The sequence below is a fragment of the Limosilactobacillus reuteri genome, assembly GCF_020785355.1.
Classification (GTDB): domain Bacteria; phylum Bacillota; class Bacilli; order Lactobacillales; family Lactobacillaceae; genus Limosilactobacillus; species Limosilactobacillus reuteri_I.
In genome coordinates, this window is sequence record NZ_JAJGVH010000073.1 from 67,300 (window position 1) to 84,812 (window position 17,513).

General features: G+C 37.3%; 19 protein-coding genes. 2 read left to right on the plus strand and 17 right to left on the minus strand.

Features of this window, described 5'->3' with window-relative positions:
- The first annotated feature begins 49 nt into the window (after positions 1 to 49).
- A complete protein-coding gene (locus tag LMB56_RS05445; RefSeq protein WP_003666842.1) occupies positions 50 to 187 on the plus strand; it encodes an SPJ_0845 family protein in 138 nt (45 codons plus the stop codon).
- A gap of 43 nt (positions 188 to 230) precedes the next feature.
- On the opposite strand, the gene LMB56_RS05450 is transcribed toward LMB56_RS05445, so the two are convergent.
- The 8 genes from LMB56_RS05450 to rpsO all read right to left on the minus strand — a co-directional run bounded on the left by LMB56_RS05450 (position 231) and on the right by rpsO (position 8,695).
- Complete coding sequence (locus LMB56_RS05450) at positions 231 to 530, minus strand: nucleoside triphosphate pyrophosphohydrolase family protein (RefSeq protein WP_003674350.1); 300 nt, start codon at positions 528 to 530, stop codon at positions 231 to 233.
- Position 531: 1 nt separating this feature from the next.
- Entirely contained in the window at positions 532 to 1,122 is a 591-nt protein-coding gene (yihA, locus tag LMB56_RS05455) for a ribosome biogenesis GTP-binding protein YihA/YsxC (protein ID WP_003668240.1), read from the minus strand.
- A 17-nt stretch (positions 1,123 to 1,139) separates the two neighbouring features.
- On the minus strand, positions 1,140 to 2,390 hold the full coding sequence (clpX, locus tag LMB56_RS05460) for an ATP-dependent Clp protease ATP-binding subunit ClpX (RefSeq protein ID WP_003666838.1): 1,251 nt from the start codon (positions 2,388 to 2,390) through the stop codon (positions 1,140 to 1,142).
- A gap of 177 nt (positions 2,391 to 2,567) precedes the next feature.
- Positions 2,568 to 3,878: a trigger factor gene (tig, locus tag LMB56_RS05465; RefSeq protein WP_003666837.1), complete on the minus strand. Its 1,311-nt coding sequence runs from the start codon at positions 3,876 to 3,878 to the stop codon at positions 2,568 to 2,570.
- 194 nt (positions 3,879 to 4,072) lie between these two features.
- Complete coding sequence (tuf, locus tag LMB56_RS05470; protein WP_003666836.1) at positions 4,073 to 5,263, minus strand: elongation factor Tu; 1,191 nt, start codon at positions 5,261 to 5,263, stop codon at positions 4,073 to 4,075.
- A 178-nt stretch (positions 5,264 to 5,441) separates the two neighbouring features.
- Positions 5,442 to 6,347, minus strand: coding sequence for a hypothetical protein (locus LMB56_RS05475; RefSeq protein ID WP_229283838.1), 906 nt, complete (start codon positions 6,345 to 6,347; stop codon positions 5,442 to 5,444).
- Between the two features lie 116 nt (positions 6,348 to 6,463).
- A complete protein-coding gene (locus tag LMB56_RS05480) occupies positions 6,464 to 8,245 on the minus strand; it encodes a ribonuclease J (RefSeq protein ID WP_035168140.1) in 1,782 nt (593 codons plus the stop codon).
- 180 nt (positions 8,246 to 8,425) lie between these two features.
- Positions 8,426 to 8,695, minus strand: a complete 270-nt coding sequence (rpsO, locus tag LMB56_RS05485) for a 30S ribosomal protein S15 (RefSeq protein WP_003666833.1) — start codon at positions 8,693 to 8,695, stop codon at positions 8,426 to 8,428.
- 261 nt (positions 8,696 to 8,956) lie between these two features.
- On the opposite strand from rpsO, the gene rpsT reads away from it, so the two are divergent.
- The gene (rpsT, locus tag LMB56_RS05490) at positions 8,957 to 9,211 is read left to right on the plus strand and encodes a 30S ribosomal protein S20 (protein ID WP_003666832.1); all 255 of its coding nucleotides are present in this window, start codon (positions 8,957 to 8,959) and stop codon (positions 9,209 to 9,211) included.
- 94 nt (positions 9,212 to 9,305) lie between these two features.
- On the opposite strand, the gene holA is transcribed toward rpsT, so the two are convergent.
- The 9 genes from holA to LMB56_RS05535 all read right to left on the minus strand — a co-directional run bounded on the left by holA (position 9,306) and on the right by LMB56_RS05535 (position 17,478).
- The gene (holA, locus tag LMB56_RS05495) at positions 9,306 to 10,337 is read right to left on the minus strand and encodes a DNA polymerase III subunit delta (RefSeq protein WP_229283837.1); all 1,032 of its coding nucleotides are present in this window, start codon (positions 10,335 to 10,337) and stop codon (positions 9,306 to 9,308) included.
- Positions 10,307 to 12,418, minus strand: a complete 2,112-nt coding sequence (locus LMB56_RS05500; protein ID WP_229289140.1) for a DNA internalization-related competence protein ComEC/Rec2 — start codon at positions 12,416 to 12,418, stop codon at positions 10,307 to 10,309. The genes holA and LMB56_RS05500 overlap by 31 nt, the downstream gene beginning before the upstream one ends.
- A gap of 165 nt (positions 12,419 to 12,583) precedes the next feature.
- Entirely contained in the window at positions 12,584 to 13,069 is a 486-nt protein-coding gene (locus LMB56_RS05505) for a ComE operon protein 2 (protein WP_229274053.1), read from the minus strand.
- A 63-nt stretch (positions 13,070 to 13,132) separates the two neighbouring features.
- Positions 13,133 to 13,765 (minus strand): helix-hairpin-helix domain-containing protein, encoded by a 633-nt coding sequence (locus LMB56_RS05510; protein ID WP_229283835.1) that lies wholly within the window; start codon positions 13,763 to 13,765, stop codon positions 13,133 to 13,135.
- Between the two features lie 95 nt (positions 13,766 to 13,860).
- Positions 13,861 to 14,913, minus strand: a complete 1,053-nt coding sequence (locus LMB56_RS05515) for a SepM family pheromone-processing serine protease (protein WP_229279968.1) — start codon at positions 14,911 to 14,913, stop codon at positions 13,861 to 13,863.
- On the minus strand, positions 14,897 to 15,418 hold the full coding sequence (gene coaD / locus LMB56_RS05520) for a pantetheine-phosphate adenylyltransferase (protein ID WP_003668252.1): 522 nt from the start codon (positions 15,416 to 15,418) through the stop codon (positions 14,897 to 14,899). Before coaD ends, LMB56_RS05515 begins: the two co-directional genes overlap by 17 nt.
- Entirely contained in the window at positions 15,418 to 15,981 is a 564-nt protein-coding gene (gene rsmD / locus LMB56_RS05525; protein ID WP_163621810.1) for a 16S rRNA (guanine(966)-N(2))-methyltransferase RsmD, read from the minus strand. Before rsmD ends, coaD begins: the two co-directional genes overlap by 1 nt.
- Complete coding sequence (locus tag LMB56_RS05530) at positions 15,978 to 16,262, minus strand: YlbG family protein (protein ID WP_229283834.1); 285 nt, start codon at positions 16,260 to 16,262, stop codon at positions 15,978 to 15,980. The genes rsmD and LMB56_RS05530 overlap by 4 nt, the downstream gene beginning before the upstream one ends.
- Complete coding sequence (locus LMB56_RS05535; RefSeq protein WP_229283833.1) at positions 16,255 to 17,478, minus strand: FtsW/RodA/SpoVE family cell cycle protein; 1,224 nt, start codon at positions 17,476 to 17,478, stop codon at positions 16,255 to 16,257. The genes LMB56_RS05530 and LMB56_RS05535 overlap by 8 nt, the downstream gene beginning before the upstream one ends.
- Between the last annotated feature and the right edge of the window lie 35 nt (positions 17,479 to 17,513).

Sequence of the window (17,513 nt, forward strand, 5' to 3'; positions counted from 1 at the left end):
GTAAAATTTATGCTAGCATTTTGTCAAATATAAAAAAGGAGCTAAAAAAATGGGATTAGTTACTAGAAGAAGCGAACAGCTTGATAAATTATTTGATCAATTTGCGGTTGACCCTAAAAAACCAAAAGCAACTAAAAAAAACGACGACAAAAAAGAAAAAGATAACAAGGATAAAGAAAAGAAATAATGCAAAAGCGGAGATGTGATCACTCATATCCCCGCTTATTTTTTTAATCTTGTTTTTTAAAACCAGTCGGATAGCGCTGATTTAATTCCTCAATATTTGCTTTGGCGACCTCTTCAAATGGAATATCGGCCCATTCTGCAATTTGAGATAAATACCATAAGACATCACCCATTTCGTGAATTAGTTCCTTACGATCTAATTTTCGACTACGAAAAGTATAGTTTTTTACTAAATCAACGACTTGTCCTGACTCGCCAGCTAATCCTAATGCACAATTTGTTAAAACTTGTTCATTCCCATATAAGGTTCGTTTTGCTGCATTTTGGTATTCATTAAAATCCAACTTAGTTCTTCCCCATTCGCTCTTCAATCCACTGCCAAACATCATCTTTACCCTTTTTCTCTGTAGCTGAAAATAGAATAATCGGTGTTGAACTCTCAACATCAAGGGTCTTTTTGATAAGGCTTAGTTGGCGATTCCATGCACTACGTTTTACCTTATCAATCTTTGTCCCTACGATTAATGTTGGAATATTATAATATTGTAACCAATTATACATATTTACATCATCCGGGGTTGGTTCATGCCGTGCATCAACTAGTTGAATAACTCCGCGCAATTGTTCACGTTGGGTTAAGTATTGTTCGATCATTTTTCCAAATCGTTCTCGCTCTTTTTTCGAGACTTTGGCATACCCATAGCCTGGAACGTCAACGAAATATACCTTATCCTCAACGTCATAGAAATTTAACGTCTGGGTTTTACCTGGCTGACTAGACGTATGAGCAAAATTGCGCCGGTTGATTAAGACATTTGTCAACGATGACTTCCCAACATTTGAACGACCAACTAAAGCAATTTCTGGAATATTTGTTTTAGGATATTGTTCATCACTTACGGCACTGATTGTTAAATCTACATTGTGAACTTCCATTTGCTTACCTCATTTCATTAAGAAGCTTTTTCATCCTTTAAAACGTAACGAGGTTCTGTATGTTGCGTTACACATCGTTTATCAATAATTACCTTTTCTACATCTTTACGACTTGGCAAGTCAAACATTACATCCCGCATTACATCTTCAATAATCGAACGGAGACCACGAGCACCTGTATTCCGTTTGATTGCTAGTTGTGCCATTGCTCGTAATGCACCATCAGTAAAGGTCAACTGACTTCCATCAAGGCGAATTAACTCTTGATATTGCTTAACTAATGCATTCTTTGGCTCAGTAAGGATTCGAACAAGATCATCTTCGTCAAGTTTTTCAAGAGCAGTCATCACAGGCAATCGTCCGATAAATTCTGGAATCAAACCAAACTTAAGAAGGTCTTCTGGGATAACATGTTGCAAAATATTTTTATCCGTAACCTCTTCAGCTTCTCGTGAGTCTGTTCCAAATCCAATTGTCTTATCACCGAGTCGTTCCTTAACAATTGTTTCGATCCCATCAAAGGCTCCCCCCACAATAAAGAGGATATTCTTTGTATCGACTTGGATAAATTCTTGCTGTGGATGCTTACGTCCTCCCTGAGGCGGTACATTAGCAATTGTTCCTTCAAGAATCTTTAAAAGAGCTTGTTGAACCCCTTCTCCAGAAACATCACGTGTAATTGATACATTTTCACTCTTCTTTGCGATTTTATCAATTTCGTCAATGTAAATGATTCCTTTTTCAGCACGTTCTACATCAAAGTCAGCAGCCTGAAGTAGTTTAAGGATAATATTCTCAACATCTTCACCAACGTATCCAGCTTCAGTTAAAGTTGTAGCATCTGCAATCGCAAACGGAACATTTAGAATGCGGGCAAGTGACTGGGCAAGATAGGTTTTCCCAGAACCAGTTGGACCAATTACGGCAATGTTGCTCTTTTGAAGTTCTGTATCATTATTATCACCACTCATCATTGCATTAACCCGCTTATAGTGGTTATAAACAGCAACTGCTAATGTTTTTTTAGCATCACCTTGACCAATTACATAGTCATCCAGTTCGTTAACAATCTCTCCTGGAGTTGGCACACGGAAAGCTTTTTTAGCTTCATCTTCTGCTAATTCCTGATCAATAATTTGTTTGCAAAGGTCAACACATTCGTTACAAATATAGACGCCAGGACCAGCAACAATTTTTTTCACTTCATCTTGGGACTTTCCACAAAATGAACAGTGAACTGAATCCATACCAGTGGTATCTTCAAACATAAATGAACCTCCTCTAAGACTTATTAAAACATAATAACAAAATTACTGTTTAATTTCGACTAAATTACTCAGTAAATTATTTTCTACTTTATCTTACTAATATTTGATTAAAATAGCGAGGCTGGAAGAAAACTACTGTTTTCTTCCAGCCTCATTGATTAGTAATTATTTAACAAATTACTTGTCAGACTTTTCGTCATCCTTAACTTGCTTTGCTGAATCAGCAACTAAGTCAACAGCCTTACGGATCTTAATATCATGCATTAACATGTCCTTAGATAATGCCTTCTTAACAGCATCTTCTTCCATACCGTATTGCTTTGCAAGGTCAGAAATTTCTTTAGCAATTTCTTCATCAGTAGCATCTAAGTTAGCATCGTCAACAATTGCTTCTAAGACAAGGTTAGTCTTTACACGTTGAGCAGCATCATTAGCAAATTGCTTCTTCAAATCTTCTTCCTTTGTACCAGTAATTTGGAAGTACATTTGAGGACTGATACCTTGTTGTTGCATTCCTGCTAAGTATTGTTGCATTTGACGGTTAGTGTCATCATCCAACATTGCTTGTGGAATATCTTGGATTTCTGCATTAGCAACAGCCTTATTGATAGCAGCATCTTCAATAGCAGCCTTAGCTTGGTTATCCTTTTCTTCTTGAAGTTGCTTCTTAGTCTTTTCCTTTAATTCAGCTAAAGTATCAACATCTTCGTCAACATCCTTAGCGAAATCATCATCAAGTTCTGGTAATTGCTTTTCCTTGATTTCGTGAATCTTAACCTTGAAAAGTGCATCCTTGCCAGCAAGATTCTTAGCGTGGTAATCTTCTGGGAAGGTAACATTTACATCAACATCTTCGTCAGCGTTGTGACCGATTAATTGATCTTCAAAACCTGGAATAAATGAGCCTGAGCCTAATTCTAGTGAGTAGTTTTCAGCTGAACCGCCATCAAATTCTTCACCGTCAACGCTACCCTTGTAATCAATAACGACAGTGTCACCCTTTTCGGCTGGCTTATCTTCTTTTAATACAAGTTCAGCTTGTTGTTGACGCTTAGTTTCAAGTGCATCATCAACATCAGCATCAGTAACAGTGGTGTCTTGAGCAGGAACTTCCATACCCTTGTATTCACCTAATTTAACTTCTGGCATAACGTCAACTTCAGCAGTTAATACCCATGGTTGACCCTTTTCCATGCTCTTAATATCAATCTTAGGTTGATCTACAGGTTGAATGTTAGTTTCCTTTACTGCTTCGTTATATGCATCAGGCAATACCTTGTTTAAGGCATCTTGATACAATGATTCTTCACCGTACATTTGGTTAAAGATTTGACGAGGGACACGACCCTTCCGGAAGCCCGGAACAGTGATCTTTTTACGAGTCTCAACGAAAGCTTCGTCAATTCCCTTGTTAATAGTGTCGACATCAATTTCAAATGTCAATGTACCTTTGCTGGCATCGCTATCGCGTTCCCATTTTGCTGACATTTTATTTCCTCCAATAACAAATCAATTTGACTAATTAATATTTATAATTAGTCTTTACATACTATATTAGTTTACCGTAGGAGACCAGTAATTGCAACTTATTGACGGCTGATCCCTAAGTTATTTTCAAATATTTTTGTTAAAGAAAAAGACTTGGGTTTCCCCAAGCCTTTTAGCACATCTGTACTCAAAAATTAGTCTAAGATGTCGGATACAACACCGGCACCAACAGTGTGTCCACCTTCACGAATAGTGAACTTAAGACCCTTTTCAAGAGCAACTGGCTTTTGTAAGTTAACAGTGAATGTAACGTTATCACCAGGCATAACCATTTCTACACCATCTGGTAATTCGATAGTACCAGTAACATCAGTTGTGTGGAAGTAGAATTGTGGACGGTAGTTTGAGAAGAATGGAGTGTGACGTCCCCCTTCTTCCTTAGTCATAACGTAAACTTCACCCTTGAAGTTCTTGTGAGTTTGGATTGAACCTGGTTCAGCCAAAACTTGACCACGTTGGATTTGGTCGTGTGAAATACCACGAAGAAGTACACCAACGTTATCCCCAGCTTCACCAAGATCAAGAGTCTTGTGGAACATTTCCAAACCAGTAACAGTTGACTTAAGAACGTCTTCAGTTAAACCAACGATTTCAACTTCGTCACCGACTTTAACAGTACCACGGTCAATACGACCAGAAGCAACAGTACCACGACCAGTGATAGTAAATACGTCTTCGACAGGCATCATGAATGGCTTGTCAGTAGGACGCTTTGGAGTTGGGATGTAGTCATCAATAACATCCATTAAGTGAAGGATAACTTTTTCTTGTTCTGGGTCACCTTCAAGTGCCTTAAGAGCAGATCCACGAACAACTGGAACATCGTCACCAGGGAAATCGTATTCGCTAAGTAAGTCACGAACTTCCATTTCAACTAAGTCAACTAATTCATCATCGTCAACTAAGTCAGTCTTGTTCAAGAATACAACGATGTATTGAACACCAACTTGACGAGCAAGAAGAATGTGTTCACGAGTTTGTGGCATAGGACCATCAGTAGCAGCAACAACAAGGATAGCACCATCCATTTGTGCAGCACCAGTGATCATGTTCTTAACGTAGTCAGCGTGTCCAGGGGCATCGATGTGTGCGTAGTGACGCTTTTCAGTTTCGTATTCAACGTGGGCAGTGTTGATAGTGATACCACGTTCCTTTTCTTCTGGAGCAGCATCGATATCAGCGTAATCTTCTGCCTTTGCTAAACCTTTGGCTGCCAATACCTTTGTAATAGCAGCAGTTAAAGTAGTCTTCCCGTGGTCAACGTGGCCAATAGTACCAATGTTAACGTGGGGTTTTGTACGTTCATAATGTTCTTTTTCAGCCATTAATGAAAACCTCCTGATAATTTACAAGTATAATGCCAGATCATCTAATTCGATGACTGACATACCCTTATACATATTGTACAACTTCTTTTCGCCAATTGAAAGCTTTAATCTTAGGCTCTGAAGAAGAATTCTTAAATATAATATCAACTATCTGTTCATTTGTAAATGTATTTGACTAATGTTTTTCTATTAATTCGTCAATCTGCTTACCTAGTCGTTCCTGCCACGTACTAGAAACTGTATTTGTTGCGACTTTCTTTCCTTCTATTCTAGCGATTAAAACATCTGTCCATTCATCAATGTCTTTAATAATTTGATTAATTCGCGGATACAGGAACATTACCTGTAATTGAAATTCTTGAATTGCCATCTTTTCTGTCTGCGGGTTTTGATTTCCACATTTTTCTGTAATTAATCTCTTACCTTCACTAACAACTGGCAATAAATTTAAAGGCTGGATATCAGCTGGCACAACTGTATATTCTTTCTTATCTAGCCAATAAACAGTAACCGGATCTGCAACTTGCAATTTACTAAGCAATTCAACCAAGCTAGACTTTACCAGTGGATGCGTATAGGGGTCACGAAGCAGGAATTTAGCACCTGTAATAAATTCATTTAAAGGAAGCTTAAAAGCAGCCTGCAATCTACTTTGCTGCTCTTCAAGGGAGTAATCTCCTAAATGGTAAAAGTCTCGCAAACGTGTTTGTAACGTCTCCTGGTACTCTTGACGAGATTTTTCCTCACCCATTGTAACAATTGTTAGCAAATCTTCCTGCCATTGCGAAAGACTACTAATCACCTGTCTTGCTAGAACAAATAATTCGTTTTGACACAAAATTTTAATGGCAATCTGAGCATCCGACAAGCTGTCAAACATTACTTCTAAATATTCAAACAAGTAAGTACAAGCCCTGGTATATTGTTGAGAATGATATAGAGCAATGATCGTCAATCGACCGATTTCTGAATCATCAACCTCGTTTATAAGATCTTCCAAAATACCACTAGCTTCTTGCCATTTTTCTTCAGCAATTAATTTCTGGGCCTGAAGATATTGATCTTGTTGGGTTTCATTCATTTTTATCACCCTTTTTTATTCATTACTTTATACAATTATTCATAAAAACAAGTTGAGGCTGGGAGAAAAACGAAAGTTTTCTCCCAGCCTCCCTTCACATCACTTATATTAAACAGCTACTTTTTTTCTTTTGCCATTCGTTTTTTACCACGACCACGGTGATGTTCTTTAGTTGAACGTGGTTTTGCAGATTTTTCTTCTTTTTTCTCAACATTGTTTTTAATCTTCTTTTGATGTTGATTAATCTCCATAATAACTGGCAAAATAACTGGATGCCGTTTAGTTTGGTCAAACAAGAACCGGTTTAATTTATCACGAACATCTTGTTTTAAATGACTCCAATCAAATTCTTTTTGATCTAGGTTTTCTTGAACAATCTTTTCAACTAAGTCAGCACTCTGTTGCATTAGTTGACGGTTAGTCTTTACAAACACGAATCCTCGTGACGTAATTTGTGGTCGAGCAACAATCTTTTTCTTTTTCCGATCAATAGTTGCTACCACAACAAAAATCCCATCCTCTGATAGGACACGTCGATCTCGTAAAACAATATTACCGATATCACCGACGCCTGTACCATCAATCATAGTATTGCTTACATCGATATGTTCACCAACATGGAATTTACCATTTTTGTAAGTTAGAACATCTCCCTTATTAACGAGGAAGATATTTTCTTTTGGAACTCCTACTTCTTCTGCTAATTCTGCATGACGATCTAACAGTCGATATTCACCTTGAATTGGAATGAAGAACTTGGGCTTCATGAAATTCAACATTAACTGTTCATCATTTTGGTTAGCATGCCCAGAAGGATTTAAATCATCAGAAATAAACTTAACTTCTGCTCCTGTACGATAAATCATGTCCTTTGTCTTTTGTACTTCAGTTTCCTGAGCATAAGAAGGAGTAGTAGTAACAAAGACAAGATCGGTATCTGTTAATTGTAAATTAGGATTATCACCGTTTGCAATTTGCTGTAATGACTTAATCGGTTCACCCATTTTACCAGTTTCCAAAATAACAACTTGATTTGGTTCGAGTTTTTCTGCTTCCTTGCGACTAATGAATAAGTCATCTGGTAAGTGCAACTTTCCCAAAGACATTGCTGTATCGATGATTTGTTCAATATCTTTACCAGATAAAACAATCTTCCGCCCAACGGCAACAGCAGCATTGATAATCTGCTGTACGCGCATAATATTTGAAGCTACACTAGCAACAATAATCCGACCGTTTTGATATTTAAATGTTTCTTTAATGTAGTCTCCAATATCTTGCTCACGAGCAGACGCACCCGTAATTCCAGCACCAGCAGAATCACTTAAAAGTGCTAATACACCTTGTGATCCAATTTCTGCTAACCGAGCAAGGTCTGTTTGATAACCTTTTTTAGCTGTCTGATCGAATTTAAAATCACCAGTGTAAACAATATTTCCTGCTTTTGTTTCTAAAACAACCCCTAAAGTTTCAGGAATAGTATGGGTCGTTTGGAAGAACGAAACTGTAACATCATTAAAATCAATTGCTGTTGAAGCATCAACAACATGAAAATCATTAAATTTCTTAACTTCCTTATGGTTTTTAACTGCCAGTTTTGCTAAGGCAATCGTCATCTCGCTTCCAAATACCGGAACATTAAAGTCCATCAAGAAATATGGAAGTGCCCCAATTGAATCTGCATGTCCATGTGTTAAGAATACTCCGACTATCTTGTCCTTATGTTCACGAAGATATTCCCAGTCAGGAATGACAACATCGATTCCCATTAATTCATTTTCCGGATACTTTAACCCCGTATCCAAAATGAAAATTTGGTCTTCAATCTCAACGGCGTACATATTTTTACCATTTTCGCGTACACCACCAAAAGGAATAATTTTAATATTATTATCCATTGATTTGGCTCCTTTAATATTTAGTTTTGAACCCCTTATCGATTACAATGTGTAGCGATAAGAATTTTATATCGTTCATTATAGTTATAAATATCTTACCACAATCAGTGAAAATAATGGAGTAAAAACAAAAAACACCTTGCCTCCAAGTAAAAGGCAAAGTGCTTTGATAATAAAATATTACCGACGTAAACCTAACTTTTGGATAAGTTCACGGTAAGCAGGTAAATCAGTCCGACGTAAGTAAGCTAATAAGTTACGACGGTGACCAATCTTCTTCATTAAACCACGTTGTGAATGGTAATCGTGCTTGTGAGTACGAAGGTGATCGTTCAATTCGTTGATGTCAGCAGTTAAAACAGCAACTTGAACTTGAGTAGAACCAGTGTCTCCTTCGTGAGTTGCGAATTCCTTAATAATTTGATCTTTACGTTCTTTTGAAATAGCCATGCTATTTTCCCACCTTTCAATATTAATGCGCCTAAGATCTAAGTATAACGTCGGTGAGGATCGTTAAACTGAGAAGAGGCAATTAATTACTTGTTTGAAGTAACCTATACAAATATACATAAAATTTACTAATGTTGCAACTATTTCTATGAAATTTTGACTTGATCGTCGTTAGCTATTGCATTGCTCGCTAGTCTTTTGTATAATGACAAATGTTGAAAATTCTGGTCAACTGAAAATCGGGTAACGGAGGTGAAACTCATGCCAATTATCAAATCAGCAATTGAACGTGTTCGTACTAGTGAAAAAGCTGAAGCACGTAACGCTTCACAATTAAGCCAAATGCGGACTGCTATTAAGAAGTTCGATAAGGCAAAGCTTGCTGGCGCAGATAACCTTGACGACTTATACAAGGCTGCTATCTCAGCAATTGACCGTGCCCACTCTAAGGGCCTTATCAAGGCTAACAAGGCTGCACGTGACAAGTCACGTCTCTCAGCACGTTACGCTAAGTAATAAAAAAGCAACTATTAAGTTAGTTGCTTTTTTATTTTTAACTTTTCACAAAAAGAGGATAAGAAAACAGATTTTCTTATCCCCTTTTTGTATCTCATGCCCCTTTGCTCTGCTGAGAATACTGTAACATAAATAACTGAAATAAAAGCGATGGATCGCGCTGTGTCGTTTTTAACGATTGTTCAATACGAATTAATCCCAAATAGGCATTTTCTAACGCCTGCATTGAGAAATCACGCGCAGTTTTTAATCCCAATTTAATCCGATAAGGATGGACATTAAGCTGACTCGCTAGACTCCCTTGCGTAAGGCCACGTTTACTTAATACTTTTATTTGAATCAACAGCCGAAACTGTCCTACTAGCACCGCATTAATCCTTAACGGCGGTTGCTGGCCCGCTAATAGCTGTTGATAGAGATCTAAGGCCTTTATTTGATTATGCTTAAGAACCGCAGTGACTAAATCAAATACATTTTCATCTAATGATTGCGGAACTAGAGCGGCTACCATGTTTTGATCAATCTTTTTTTCATGATAAGCCAAAATCTTTAATTTAGTTAAGCTTGCATCCATCATCCCATAATCCGCATTAGTCCGTTGAACCAACTCATCCAAAGCAGCTTCTGATATTTCAAAGCCAGCAGTTGATAATTGAGTTCTCACTCTTTGACGAGCTGCTCGTTCATCAAGTGGACTAGCATCAACTAAAACCGCTGTCTTCTTTAATTGCTTTACAATCCCCTTTCGCCCATCAAGCTTTTCATAAGGGGCCGTAAAAACTAAAATTGTAGACGGTTCAGGGTGTTCAAAATACTTTTTTAAGCTATCCAAATCATGTTCAACTTTCGAATGCCTTTTCTCACCAGTTAAGAAGAACGGTTTATTGATAATAACTAATCGTCGTTCACCAAAAAATGGAGTCGCCATCGCATCATCCAAAGCAACTGCCAATGGTGTGGCTTCCATATCATATCGACCAACATTCATAACCTGTTCATTCTCTGGAATAAGGCTTATAAAGGCATCAATTGCCTGCTGTTGAAGGACCTGTTGTTTCCCTAAAATTAAATATACCATTGCTGGGGTTTTAGTTTTTAATTGTGTAGATAATTGGGCAATGTCCAACTTGTCTCATCTCCCCTCAATGTTGTTTTTATTTTTCCATTTCGACCATGGTATACATATTGTATCATTCCAAATTGCTGCGTTGATAAGTAATTAATATTTAATCTTTGAAAATTTTTTATTGTTATTCCATCAGGATGATGATATCTATTAAATCGTCCAGCTGAAATTATCGCATACTTAGGAGCAACTGTCTGCAAAAATGAATAACTACTAGCAGTTTTACTGCCATGATGACCAGCTTTTAAGATATCTGACTTTAGTTGCGGATACTTTTGAATAACTTTTTCTTCATTTTCCTGATCCAAATCCCCCGTAAAAAGAAATCTTTTCCCGCCAAATGTCCCAGCTAGCACTAAAGAATCTTCATTTCTCCCTTCTCCCGGAACAAAAGGATGTAAAATTTGCAATGGAAATGATGGCAACTTAACATTATCAGTCACCGGAACTATCACTGGCGATGTCTTTTCAGCAGTCCTTACTTTACTAAGAAGTGCTGGTTGTTTTTCCATCCCCGCTGGTACAATCAGCCTTTTCACTGCTATATTATCCAAAATCGTTGTTAGATAGCCGATATGATCTGCATCATGATGAGTTAAACAAATATTATCAATCTGCCTGATACCTTTACTTTTCAAATAATTAATGGTTATTCGTTGGGCATCATCTTGGGAGTGCTTTGAAGTCGCCCAATTCGGCTTTTTAAAATTTAATTTGCCTCCTGTATCAATCATTGTTACCCGTCGATTAAAAGGTTCTCTAATAATTATTGAGTCCCCCTGTCCAATATCAACAAAAGTAACCTCACCATTAAATGGAAAATGAATTATCCCCCCAGTAATTACATACAATAAAGCTAATATTTTCCATGATTTTAAAGATGTCTCTTGAGAAATAACAAATAAAGATGCCACAAATAATAGAAGGGCCAAAATTAACGGTGGCTTCCCAAAATGAATCATTCCTGGAAAATCAGATAACCAATTTAAAATATATTGAAAGCATTTTAAACCAGCATTAATTAGGTACGTGAGTGGTTCAAAAAGCTTAAAACTAAGTGCCCCCACCAAGACCGCTGGAAAAACAACTGTCGAAAATAGCGGAATTATTAAATAACTAACCCCAAAACTTAGAAGATGAACCTCATATACATAACTCAATAACGAAGGCAAACTAATTAAATTCAATAATAAAGACTGCTTAAAACCACGTACTGATTCTGGAAGAACTTGAAGAATAAAAGAAAGCAAATAGCTTAATTGACCGCCTAATGTAAGCAATAGCAACGGATCAATAACCAATCCAATTAATAAGCTCAGCGCCCACCCATCAAGACGGTCCAAATTTAAATATCGATGAAGAAGCCCAAGTTCAGCCATAATGGTTGCTCTTATCAAGCTTGTTGCTCCACCACCAATGAGAAGATAAAACGGCAAAATAATAATTAAAAATAAATCAATCGATTCTTTACGCCACCATAAATGAACCAATAGTCGCCGTAATAAATCCGTGAAAAGTACGATATGCATTCCGGAAATGCAAAAAAGATGGAGCAGGCCAAGCCTTTTGATACTTACCATTAATTCAGCCGAACCCTCATTACTGTTGCCAATTATTAATTGTTGACAATACGCACTAAGAGGAGGCGGTAAAGTTTCAAAGTAGAGGCTGAGTCGCTTTCTTAATATATGACACCAGCCAACTATTCCTCTTTTTTGCCTAACCATTTGCTCTACCCGGTTAATTTGAACTTGATTACAGATACGGCGATGGTGGTTATAAGTTAAGTTATCAAATTGATTTTCATTTGTACGGGGAATAATCGGTTTTAACTGCCCATTAATAAGCCATATCGAGGGTGTTGTAAGCTTATCAATATTTTTTAACATCTGGGGTGACTTAAACGACATCATTATTGCTTCACGTTGTCCAGTTTGAATGTCGATCGCAGTTCCTGTCATAAAATTTCCATTGAATTTTAATTCATCAGGGTAAACTAATATTCTTTGAGTAACTTCCATTTGCTTATCTGCCGTAATAGTTGCCCAATTTTTTTGTAGACTGTAACACAAAATCGCCATCAATAAACATGTCAGCACTCCAATTCCAAGTACTATTGACCTTTTTAATACGGCAATTCGGTAAAATATAGCAATTAAAAGAAAAATTAACCAATATGAACTAAAGAAACTAACTGCTACTAAACTTGCAATTAGCGCGGGAAAAAACCAAAAGTGTTGGATAATCTATTTTTGATCTGGGTTGATATACTGATCCAGATCGACCTCTTCTAAAATATCACTATCTAATTTAATCTGATGAAGCGTAACGTTTTTGAGTTTAAGTAATTTCATTGCGTAATCATCATTGTGATAATTACGAATATAATTTATCTCCTTAATCCCAGTCTGCAGTAAACTTTTGGTACATTGTAAGCAAGGGAAATCCGTTACATAAATGCTTGCTCCATCAGCAGAAATACCAAACTTAGCACACTGCAACAGAGCATTCATTTCTGCATGAATAGTTCGCACACAATGTCCATCACGTAAATAGCAGCCTTCATCAATGCAATGTGCATCGCCAGCGACTGAGCCATTGTACCCACCAGCAATTATCCGCTTATCACGAACTAAAACTGCACCTACTGAAAGGCGGTTGCAGGTACTGCGCGACGCCAATAAAGCTGCTTGAATCATAAAATACTGGTCCCAATCAATTCTCGGTTTCATATTATTTCACTCCTCTATATTTGAAATATAGTATAGCAAATATCTTCATCAAAAAAATAAAAACTAGATAGATAGGTGATCTTTTAGTTTAGCAACAGTTTTTTCGCCAAAGCCATTTATTTCTTTAAGTTCGTCAATACTCTTAAACTGACCGTGTTCTTGTCGGTATTGTAATATCAACTCTGCTTTTTTATCGCCAATTCCCGTAATTTGACATAGTTGTTCTTTGGTTGCCGTATTTAGATTTATCTTTGCAGAATTATCGCTGCCATTTTCATTATTAGCTGCTGATGGTTCTGTACTGCTGGAAGCTACCGGCGTTTCTCCTTGAAGCGGAATATAGATCATTTGCTGGTCTGTTAATTGTTTAGCAAGATTTACTTGGCATAAGTCTGCATTGGGTAGTGGTCCACCTGCCGCTTTCAAGGCTTCGTTCACACGATCATCTGCTTTCAATTCATAAACGCCGGGCATTTTTACGGCACCCTTTATGTCAATGGCAACGGTCCCCTTCATCGCAGTGGTAGAAGTTAAACTGCTTCCTGTTTCGCTACTTGTTAAAACAGCATTAGTATTTGAAATTAAAGCATCGTTATTGTTTTTATTAAGTATCCAATATCCCCCAACCACTGCAGCAATCACTATCATCAGCACTTGTATTCGATATTTTATCCATAATTCTGATAATTGCTGCATGTTTCTCACCTCCCTATAAATATAAATACGTAAAAAAATCAATTTTGCATTAAAAAAAGCAAGAGACCTTCATTTTTTGCCTCTTGCCTTTTAATTTACTTATGCGTTTGTAAATATTTCACCGCTTCGTCAAAGGAAGTGACTGGGACAACCTTCATTCCCGGTGCATATTTTTTAGCTGCTTTTTTAGCCATTTGATAATTAGTCAGGTGACCTTCTTCATACTTAAGAATCTCTTTCGTTGGTTTTATATAAGGGGCAAAGAAAATAGTAGCTCCTGCACGGTGCGCGGCGATTACTTTCTTGTCAATTCCACCAATTTCTCCAACGGTCCCGTCTGAATTTATCGTTCCAGTTCCGGCAATTTTACGTCCCTTCTGCAAATCTTTTCCACTAATTTGTTGATATATTTGTAAACTGAACATTAAGCCACCAGATGGCCCACCGTATTGACCAGCATCAACCTTTACTGGGATCTTAGTCTTAACTTGCATATTGTTAGTAAGGATGATCCCAATTCCTGGCTTATTAGTATTAGCAATTTTAACAAGCGGATGAGTTACTGTTTTAGTTTTCCCATCTCGAGTATAAGTAACCGCTAACGGAGTGCCAACTTTTTTAGCACCAATATATTTTTGAAAGCCTTGAGCGGTATTAAAGTGATGACCATCTACTTTTGTAATTGTATCCCCAACATGAATATCATGTTTAAATTTAGAATTAGGCTGAACTTGCAATACATAAATTCCTAGATAGCGTCGCGTCACTTTTTGGTGAGCAGCATTATAAGCAACTGCAATTGCCTCGTTAATCGAGCTATCCATATAAAATTTTTGGACACGGTCATACGTTGCACTATTTTGACCACCAGTTACATCCTCTGCACTCTCAATTGACATATAGGGCATCATTTTGGCATATAAATATGTTGCAGGATGGGCGCGTTGAATCGCCACCGACGTCAACATAAAACTCCCCTTATATCGATCAGGGTGTCCCTTTATTTTAACAAAAGACTGTAAATCAGCAGCCGTTCCCGGACTTTCGATATAGGAATTTAGGGGCCAGAACAAAAAGCAGCCTAGTAAAAGGACAAGCCCTAAAATAATTCCTATTCGTCGTAATATTACATTATCTTGCTTTTTCATTGTCTTTCTTAACCCGTAACATTTCTCGTTCCATTAAACGCTTTTTTAGTGCTTCATTAATATTAGCGGGAAGATAAGCTGAGATATCTCCCCCAGCCGATGTTACTTCTTTCAGCAAACTACTAGATAAGTGCTGATATTCAGGCTTAGCAAGGAAAAAGACAGTCTCACACTGATCATCTAAAAAGTTATTCATCGCCGCAATATCACGTTCATATTGAAAATCAGTAGTATTACGCAAACCACGCATTAAGTAATCTGCCCCAATGCGGTTCATTAGATCAACAGTTAAGCCCTCTGTTGTAATAACTGAAACATTATCTAGCCCGCTCACCGCCTCTTTAATTTGCGCTACTCGTTCTTCAACAGTAAATAGCGGATTTTTACTTTCATTAGTCATTACCGCTACTGCCAATTGATCAAATAATGCACTTCCTCGTTTAATTAAATCTAAATGTCCAAGTGTTAATGGGTCAAATGATCCAGGAAAAACTGCAACTTTCATTATTTTGATTCTCCTTCATATTGATAAATTGTTAAAACCGTAATTCCATATTCTTGACGGCGAATAAAGTTAAAATCAGCTAAATCTGTTGGCAATTTCGCATTCTGATCTGTTTCTGCCACAATTATTGCATCTTTAGCTAGTAAATTATTTTTAACCATCTGCTCAATATCATTAACAATTTGCTGTTTAGCATAGGGCGGATCTAAAAAGACCAAGTTAAATTTCAGCTTGTCTTTTGCAAACAAATTTAATGCTTTATGAGCGTCCATTTTATAAACTTTAAATTGTTCAACATGTTTTGTAACGTCAATATTCTTCTTAATTGTTTTGATTGCTTGATATTGACGATCAACTAAGACTGCCTGGCTTATTCCGCGTGATACAGCTTCAATACTTAATCCACCGCTTCCGGCAAACAAATCTAGACTAGTTCCGCCATTAAAGTAAGGACCGATTATGTTAAACAACGCTTCTTTAACTTTATCAGTTGTTGGACGAGTTGCCATTCCCGGAACAGCGCTTAGTTTTCGTCCCCCAAAGTCTCCTGCAACAATTCTCATTTTTTATCATCCTCATCATGTAATTGATAGACCCCCGTTAATTCAAGATCAGCTAACGTCGGGTCTAAATCTGGCCGAACTGATAATTCAACCTTTTTCACTGCGCGTAATCGACTTATCTTCTCTTTTATTTTTTCGATATCACTTTGGTCTACATACATTACCACATAATGCATTCGTCGGGAAATATAATCAATCTGACCATAATGACGAAGAGCTCGAATCACACGATTATTGTTAATGTAAATTATCAGGGAACGCCGTGGAATTAATTTAAACATTCTTTACGCCTCCTGTTTCAGGAATAAACGGTTTTCCTATAACTAAGCGATCCCGATTTTGCTGCATGCTAATATTCATTATAATGCCTACCGTTGCAGAAAGAATCAACATACTTGATCCCCCATAACTAATAAATGGGAAGGTAACCCCCGTAATCGGCAAGAGTCCTAGAACTCCACCAATATTAAAGAGTGTTTCAATCGTAAAGAATGTTGCTGAACCATAACAGATGAGCGTTTGATACAAACTATCTGCCCGCACCCCAACTTGAATAATACGACAGATCAAAAAGAGTAACGTAACTAAAATTGCCGTTACCCCAACTAGGCCCAACTCTTCACTAGTAATTGACATAATAAAGTCGGTATTGGGTTCTGGTAAATATCCCATTTTCTGGATACTGTTTCCAAGTCCTACCCCAAATACACCACCATTGCTGATTGCGTAATAGGAATTAACTAATTGGCTTCCTGAACCACTAGCATTTCCAAAAGGATTTAGAAAGGCAACAAAACGCGCAACTTGGTATCCACCGCCTTGGAGCAAGCCACTTTCAACTAGTCGTTCCAATCCAAGATAGCCAAGCGCTGGTAAGACAAGAATTATCCCCAAGCCAACGCCCCATTTATAATCTGCCGCTAAAAGCATGATTGCAATAATCGCTCCGTTAATCGCCATTCCTCCAATATCTGGTTGAATCATAATCAACCCGAGAAAAATTGCAATTATGAGCCAGGGACCTTTAGCATCAGTGGTAAAATGTTGTCCACGTTGCCTAATTTTAGCCATTCGATCAGCTAAATATAAGATAAAATATAGCTTACAAATTTCCACCGGTTGAATATTAAAGAAGCCCAAGGATATCCAACCTTTAGCTCCGTTAACAGCCCGACTAAAGACCAAAACAATGACAAGTAAAGCACCAACTACCAATGTTGAATCTCGTAAAAATCTTGGCGTTCGATAATGCCGCAAAGGATAATTTGCCATAAATGCCATTACTACGACGCCCATTACAACATAGATTGTTTGTTTTACTAAATATCCTAATGGGGTTCCACCATTTTGCATTTCAATGGAAGCACTAGCTGAATAGACCATTACAATTCCTACTAAACATAAAGCAAGATAAGGAACTAAAATATAATAATCAAGGTAGCGGACGTTATTCCATACAGAACGAATCTTACGGAATCTTAATTTCTTTTTCTTCACAAAGTGCACCTACCTAAAAACAAAATACAATCATT